This window comes from Chlorogloea sp. CCALA 695 (assembly GCF_003003885.1).
Classification (GTDB): Bacteria; Cyanobacteriota; Cyanobacteriia; order Cyanobacteriales; family Chroococcidiopsidaceae; genus Aliterella.
In genome coordinates, this window is record NZ_PVWN01000110.1 from 1 (window position 1) to 6,456 (window position 6,456).

At 43.8% G+C, this 6,456-nt stretch carries 10 protein-coding genes and 2 pseudogenes; 1 reads left to right on the forward strand and 11 read right to left on the reverse strand.

Annotated features, from left to right (window positions below):
• Positions 1-109: 109 nt before the first annotated feature.
• The 9 genes from C7B70_RS27390 to C7B70_RS24640 all read right to left on the reverse strand — a co-directional run bounded on the left by C7B70_RS27390 (position 110) and on the right by C7B70_RS24640 (position 4,688).
• Positions 110-523: a transposase gene (locus tag C7B70_RS27390; RefSeq protein WP_199192545.1), complete on the reverse strand. Its 414-nt coding sequence runs from the start codon at positions 521-523 to the stop codon at positions 110-112.
• 59 nt (positions 524-582) lie between these two features.
• Complete coding sequence (locus C7B70_RS27395) at positions 583-783, reverse strand: hypothetical protein (protein WP_199192546.1); 201 nt, start codon at positions 781-783, stop codon at positions 583-585.
• Positions 784-894: 111 nt separating this feature from the next.
• The gene (locus C7B70_RS24620; RefSeq protein ID WP_106371533.1) at positions 895-1,098 is read right to left on the reverse strand and encodes a transposase; all 204 of its coding nucleotides are present in this window, start codon (positions 1,096-1,098) and stop codon (positions 895-897) included.
• Positions 1,099-1,150: 52 nt separating this feature from the next.
• Positions 1,151-1,408, reverse strand: coding sequence for a hypothetical protein (locus C7B70_RS26180; RefSeq protein WP_146134167.1), 258 nt, complete (start codon positions 1,406-1,408; stop codon positions 1,151-1,153).
• Between the two features lie 544 nt (positions 1,409-1,952).
• Positions 1,953-2,735 carry an IS21-like element helper ATPase IstB gene (gene istB, locus C7B70_RS24625; protein ID WP_106371534.1) on the reverse strand — a complete coding sequence of 261 codons (783 nt, stop codon included), beginning with the start codon at positions 2,733-2,735 and terminating at the stop codon, positions 1,953-1,955.
• 16 nt (positions 2,736-2,751) lie between these two features.
• Positions 2,752-3,444 (reverse strand): hypothetical protein, encoded by a 693-nt coding sequence (locus C7B70_RS24630; protein ID WP_106371535.1) that lies wholly within the window; start codon positions 3,442-3,444, stop codon positions 2,752-2,754.
• Positions 3,374-3,577: a hypothetical protein gene (locus C7B70_RS26185; protein WP_146134169.1), complete on the reverse strand. Its 204-nt coding sequence runs from the start codon at positions 3,575-3,577 to the stop codon at positions 3,374-3,376. The genes C7B70_RS24630 and C7B70_RS26185 overlap by 71 nt, the downstream gene beginning before the upstream one ends.
• A gap of 64 nt (positions 3,578-3,641) precedes the next feature.
• On the reverse strand, positions 3,642-4,058 hold the full coding sequence (locus C7B70_RS24635; protein ID WP_106371536.1) for a hypothetical protein: 417 nt from the start codon (positions 4,056-4,058) through the stop codon (positions 3,642-3,644).
• A gap of 381 nt (positions 4,059-4,439) precedes the next feature.
• The gene (locus tag C7B70_RS24640) at positions 4,440-4,688 is read right to left on the reverse strand and encodes a hypothetical protein (protein WP_339376735.1); all 249 of its coding nucleotides are present in this window, start codon (positions 4,686-4,688) and stop codon (positions 4,440-4,442) included.
• A 201-nt stretch (positions 4,689-4,889) separates the two neighbouring features.
• On the opposite strand from C7B70_RS24640, the pseudogene C7B70_RS24645 reads away from it, so the two are divergent.
• Positions 4,890-5,762, forward strand: a pseudogene (locus tag C7B70_RS24645) (IS630 family transposase).
• Here the strand turns inward: C7B70_RS24645 and C7B70_RS28985 are convergent.
• Positions 5,759-5,890, reverse strand: a complete 132-nt coding sequence (locus tag C7B70_RS28985; protein ID WP_106371538.1) for a tetratricopeptide repeat protein — start codon at positions 5,888-5,890, stop codon at positions 5,759-5,761. The pseudogene C7B70_RS24645 and the gene C7B70_RS28985 sit on opposite strands and share 4 nt — an antisense overlap.
• Positions 5,890-6,398, reverse strand: a pseudogene (locus C7B70_RS24655) (IS630 family transposase); the annotation flags it as partial. The gene C7B70_RS28985 and the pseudogene C7B70_RS24655, both read right to left, overlap by 1 nt.
• Between the last annotated feature and the right edge of the window lie 58 nt (positions 6,399-6,456).

A 6,456-nucleotide genomic window follows, 5' to 3' on the forward strand; every position in this document is an offset into this window, starting at 1 on the left:
TTATTTTATGTGAGTTGCTACAAGCCTCGCCATTGCCACCACGAAGTATTTTTGATTTTTTACTGAAGCGTTTCGATTTCATCCAGCATGAATTCTTTATATAAAAGACTTATTGCTTTTTGTAAGTCCGTAATTGCTTCTTTTTTTTCTCTTTTGTCTTTCCGAATATATCCTCTTTATATAGAACCCATTTGACATCTCTAAGAACTGCAAGCCTCTTGAGCATCAGCCTGACAAAACTTTGGTTGAGCTTCGTGGTCGCATTGGCTAAGGTTCTCTCGTGGTTCTTAACCAGAATCTTACAGCGCTCCATCCAAGCATGAGAACGCTCAATCACCCATCGAGCAATGGCTGGCACAAATCCAGACTTTCCAGTCGCATCCTTCTGTTGTTTGGACAGTTTAGTTGACAATTCAAACTTGATTTTCTGCCTGCTCTGCGGATACACCTGCTGTAGCTCTTGGGTCAAATGGTCTGGATGATAGCCGCGATCTAACAAGATGGTAATCTTGGGAATATTCACAGGTTTCGACCGGAAATAGTCGCACAAAGTGCGTTAACATCTCAAGCAATCCCGCATCATCAGACAGATTCGCGCTTGTACAGTGTGTGAAGAAGGGAAACCCTAACGTATCCACCGCTAAAACGTGCCGTTTGATGCAAAGCTCTCTGGGCGGACGCTTCCGTCCAGAAGACTTTGCGCCATTGGTTGCCATGATGAAGCAAAATCCTTAAGGGTTCTACACTCGCATTACACGTATTTTGCACCGCAACCGAAGTCAATGATGATTAACGTTGTCCACTTTACTTTTTTTTCGCGCCTTCGCGTACTTGTCCATGTAACACGCCGAGCAATTGAACAATTGCTCCCGCTTCGCGCCACTGTTTATAGTGCTAGTAGACGGTGGAGTAAGGCGGCAAGTCTTTGGGTAAGTCTTCCCAGTTGCAGCTATTCAGTCGTTGATAAAAGATGCCATCAATCAGGTTTCGTTTCGTCCAGTTCGAGGGTCTTGTGCGCTTCTTCGGCGGTAAAATTTCCACCAGTAACGGTTCGAGAACTTCCCATTCTGCGTTAGTTAAGCTGCTAGCGTATGGCATGATCATTGCCCTAGAGAGTGACTATGACCTTACTGCATTTTTGTAAAAGATGTCAAATCGCTTCTATATATGCACAGATGTATTGAGGATCTAATTTAATGACTTGATTGTAATTTAACAAGGCTCCTCGCTTGTCTCCTTTTTGATTAAGAACATAACCTCTACTGAAATAACCATCAACGTCATCGCTATCCCTCCCCACACTCAGCGTAGCGGTGTGGGGAGGGATAGCGAGACACCGACGATTGCATCTCCGATAAAGTTGAGCCGCAGGCTCTACGGATAGAGGAGATGTATGAGAAGGTGTCAACTATTAGTTTTGGAAAGTGCGGATCGTGATATAATTTATACATGATGAAATTTGCTAAGGACACTCATTACCCGTGAGAAACAGTTGTAGCAGTAGTCTAGTATCTGGAGATTAGATGCGGAATTGGGTATTAAAATACACTCCTTGCTTTTGGTAAGACGATGTATTTTGGAGGGTCAGCGAGGAGTACCTCGTTTGTAAGTAACCGACCCTGGAGGCTCCGAACCTAGTAAGCCAAACCTGAACAGGAATGAGTCGCTAGTCTAGAGGGCTACTGAAAGCCCCATCCTCAGCCCTCTTAGGGCGGGATGGGGAATGCGTTACTACAGCTAGCATCTATCTTGATAACTTAATTAAAGCCGCTAATACCACTTTCGTAATTTTCAATTGTTGTGTATGCCTCTCCACGATATAAAAATGGAACAGCATCACGAGGGTTAATCTTGATAACTTGAGTAAAGTCTTCAATAGCACATTGACGATCATCTTCCTATACGAGCATCCCCATTGTTGAATGTCAACTATCCTGACCGAATCGCGTCAATTATTTTGGCTGCTTGAAGCCACGGGAAGAGGACTGTTGCACAGCAGCTTGCTTGCGAAAAGATTCTCCTTGGATTTCTAGAATGACCGCATGATGTACTAAGCGATCAACGGCAGCAACAGTCATAGTAGAGTCAGCAAAAATCTCATCCCAAGTGCTAAAGGGATGATTAGAAGTAATCAGCAGGCTTTTACGTTCATAACGATGGGAAATTAACTCAAACAGCAGGGAAGTTTCAGATTCGGATTTTTTGACGTAGCCAATATCATCAACAACGAGCAAGTGGTATTTGTCTAACCGTAGGAGGAGAGCTTGGAGTTGAAATTGGGCTTTGGCTTGTTGTAGCAATTGCACCAGTGCAGTGGCAGTAATAAATTTTACTTTAGCACCCAGTTCAATCAAGCTGCGTGCAATAGCCGCAGCCAAAGGTGTCTTACCTACGCCCGAAGGACCAAAGCTCAACAGATTCTCCCCACGTTTTAACCATCCGGTGTCTTGAGCTAAAGAAATGACCGTAGGCTGATGGAGGGTGGGACAACGCTGAAAATCGAAATTAGAGAGGGATTTTAGGGGTAGTTGTGCTTCCTTGAGCGCTCGTTGCACCCGTAATTGATAGCGCTGGGTACTCTCGTACTCGCAGAGGGTCAGTAAAAATTGGGTGTAAGACCACTGCTGGCTGATAGCCTGCTGCTCCTGACTTTGCCACACTTGCAGGATGCTCCCCAACTTGAGTTCCTTGAGAAGCAGAGGCAGGGTGTCGGAGGCGGTCGCTTGAGGAGACATAATTGAGTAATTGGTCCTATTGACCTAAAGAATGTTGTTGAATTTGCATTACTGGGATTTGGGGACTGTTAACTATTTGAAAATGCTGTTGGAGAGCGGTCAGGGAAAGGGTATCTGCTTGGAGTTGAGTCTGAAGATAAGTAAGAATTGCCTGCTCTTTATCAAGTTTTGCCGCAATATATAAAGCTTCAACCATCAGCCGACAGGCATTATAAGCATCAAGCCGCGTCAGCATCTCTTCCCATAATTGGCGGTAGTTGTCGTTTGGCAACAACTCCTGTCGCCAGGTGCAATGCAGAAAAGCCCTTGGTTTGCGCCGCAGACTATCAATCACAGGACGGTAATTGACGCACCGGGCGCGCCGAAGCTGACTACCGCTAGATACATGGATACGAGGTAACTCTACTACTGCCATAGTTCCAACAAAGCCCATTAGTCGGTCGTGGTGCAAAGGAATTGTCAAACGCTGACCAATCAACTGTGACGGCACAGTATAAAGAATGCAACGCACAGTAATAGTGCTTTGGCGAGTTACCTTGACACTGAGTAATTCATAATCTGGGTAACGGTGTTCTGGTAGAGGGTGCAAGTAAGGTTGTTCTTCTTGAAACTTCTGACAAATCTTGCCATTGAGTACCTCAATCACTTGAATGATGAGACCCTGATAGTCGGCAATCGTGTAAAGCTCGATGGGGGAAGCTTCCCCCATCAGACTTTACGTCAAAGTCACAGGAGCCACGCAGCAGCAATGCTTGATGCCGTCGATTTTTGAAATACCCCTGTGGCGATTCAATCGAGCCATTTTCATGAGCAATTCCTCGATTGTTGCGGGTTGGTCGCATTCGATAATGCTGGCCCAGGCGTTGGTACATCTGTGTCAAATCTTCATCGGTGCGACCGCCTAAGTTACGATAAGCCGCACTTAGACTGTCGCACTCGGTGTTCTAATGGGCAACCACCGCTCTTGTCTATGGCATTTTGTAGTCCTTGGCAGAGGGCAATAAAACTCTCGCCACCTAGAATTACTTGCACGTACTGCCAACCGCTATAGGCCAGACGATAGTGGTACAGCAGATGTTCAAAAGGCTGACCTGCCATCGTAATTTTCACTTGCTTAAGCTTGGTGAAATCTGATAAACCCATTACTCCTGGTCGATGGACTTGCTCAAACATCACTTCTAGTGGCGATCCACTACTTGCTTTCCACTGCTGCACTCGTCGTTGTAACGTTCGCAGAATAGACGATCCATACTTGCCAGGATATTTCTGTTGCGAATACTCATACAACGTCATTGCTGGCAATTTAGGCTGTTGTTGCAGCATTGGCACCAGTTCACTGTCCCATACCTCAAAGAGCGGAGCTTTGCGTGTTCGCCAGTCGTGAACTCTTCCCCGTTGCGGTTGGTGTTCCCCCGTTTCCAGCCGTCTGCCCGTGCGGACAGAAAATCCTCCTTTTGCTGCCGCCGTTTCCTGCGTACAGCCAGATTCTCTTGCTTCATGTATAGTTGAACCTGAATTGAATTAATTTGTTTCCCAGACACTAGGCAGTTAACTAATTGACGTTGATTGACATTGCCTAGTGTCTTTTATTTGTGTGTCCGCTGCTTTAGATAATTGTCGTCTTTGTCGCGCTCTATTAATTGTTGTCTTCTTAACCAGGTCCGGTCATCTTAATTGTCGTTACCCGGTCTATTTAATTGTCGTTCAATACCCATGCTGCAAATAAGCCGTAACATCATCAGGTATCTTTTTGATGACTTCTGTCAAATCTAAAATGGCTCCTTGATAATCCTCCAAATCTGAAAAAAGACATCCACGTATTAAATAAGCCTCAGTACAATCAGGCGCGAGTTTAATGACTTGCGAATAGTCTGTAAATGCTTCAGCGATGTTCTCTAATAACAGGTACATTCTAGCGCACCTAAAATATATATCCGGATCATTAGGTTCGATTTGATGCTGTGCGTGTAGTCTGAGACTGCACCTTTATAATCTTCCTCAACAGCTAGAATATGTCCCCTATGATCATAAGCAGTGACATATTTGGGAGCAATTTTGGTTGTACAGGTGTAATCTGCTATAGCCTCTTGATATAGCAATGGAAGCAAAGTTTAGGACATTTTTAAGAAAAAGAGAATCAGGAAATTGAAGCTGATGCCAACTCCTTATAGTTATGACTTGAGAGCTAAAGTGCTTCAAGCAATTGATGAAGGAACGACTAAAGCCCAAGCGAGCCGAGTCTTTAATCTCGGCCGTAATACAATTAATTTGTAGATAAAACGTAGAGAAGAAACAGGGAATTACAAAGCCTTAATTGGTTATCAAAAAGGGTATAAGCCAAAACTTGCTAATTTAAAGAAGTTTAAAGAATTTGCTCGTCAGCATGGTCGAAAGACACAAGCAGAAATGGCAGAAGCTTGGGGCGGAGATATTAGCGCCCGCACGATTGGCAAAGGACTGAATAAGATTGGGTTTAGCCGAAAAACAAACTTATAGTTACCGCGAGAGGGATGAGGAAAAAAGACGATTATTTATTCAAGAGCTACAGAGCTATAAGCCAGAAAACATAGTTTACGTAGATGAATCAGGGATTGATAACCGAGACGATTATGGTTATGGATGGAATGAAATCGGAAAAAGGTTCCATGACTTCAAGTCAGGGAAAAGAAGTCTTCGAGTCAGTATGGTGAGTAGTTTGTGTCAAGGTTCATTAATAGCCACTCTCACATTTGAAGGCTCGTGTAATCGTCAACTATTTGAAAAATGGTTAGCAGAAATGCTTGGGTCTAGCTTGAAACCAGGACAAACAGTAATTATAGATAAAATGCGACTTTTCCTAAGTCGGAAAAGATTTCACAGTTGCTGGCAGAAGCGGCATGTCAAATTCGATATTTACCGCCCTACTCACCAGATTTGAATGAGATAGAACATTACTGGTTTCCGATTAAAAATCGAGTGAGGAAGACAGAAAGAACTATAGAAGATTTTCGAGACAGAGTAGATAAAGCTGTTAGGTTAGCGTCCTAATCTATGCTTCCATTGCTATAGTTACCTATGTCTGAGTAAGTACAACCTCTTAAAAAGTAAGTATCAGCGTACTTTGGATTAATATCAATAGCTTGTGTAAAGTCCTCAAAAGCTTCTGTATATAGCACTACACGTAGACATTAGGACAAACAGCAAAAGCAGTATCAACACAATCTCGAAAACTATCAAACTCATCAAGAGCGTTGTCTCATCCAATTCTTGAGTACAAACCATCAATTTTCGATGGGGTTAAAATCGGGAGAATAAGGTGGTAAATACCAAAGCTCACAACCGAATTGTGCCGCCAAATCCTCGATTGCTTGAGATTTGTGAAAACTGGCATTGTCAATAATAATTGTGTCGCCTGGATTTAATTTTGGCAACAGACATTTCTCTAGCCACATTTCAAACAAGTCTCGGTTGCACGCACCGGTAAATGTCATTGGGGCAAATATTCTTCCCTCTTTAAGTGCTGCAATCCAACTGACTCTTGCGGTGCGCTTACCAGATTTTAGAGCCTCAAATCTCTGCCCAATTTCACAGTATCCGTAGGGATATTCCTCAAGGGTTATCAATCCCTGCTTCATCTACATAGACGATTTGAGACGTAATTTTAGTTGTTAGGGTCGAGGGGAAGTATTATCTTCCGCCCCTCCCTGTTAGATCCGGACGTGCGGCTTTCACCGCATCCGGC

Excerpts from the sequence above, each read along its gene's own strand:
- C7B70_RS24620 (WP_106371533.1), bottom strand. The coding sequence starts at position 1,098 with ATGCCATACGCTAGCAGCTTAACTAACGCAGAATGGGAAGTTCTCGAA.
- istB (WP_106371534.1), bottom strand. The coding sequence starts at position 2,735 with ATGTCTCCTCAAGCGACCGCCTCCGACACCCTGCCTCTGCTTCTCAAG.
- C7B70_RS24630 (WP_106371535.1), bottom strand. The coding sequence starts at position 3,444 with ATGGGGGAAGCTTCCCCCATCGAGCTTTACACGATTGCCGACTATCAG.
- C7B70_RS26185 (WP_146134169.1), bottom strand. The coding sequence starts at position 3,577 with ATGCGACCAACCCGCAACAATCGAGGAATTGCTCATGAAAATGGCTCG.
- C7B70_RS24635 (WP_106371536.1), bottom strand. The coding sequence starts at position 4,058 with ATGCTGCAACAACAGCCTAAATTGCCAGCAATGACGTTGTATGAGTAT.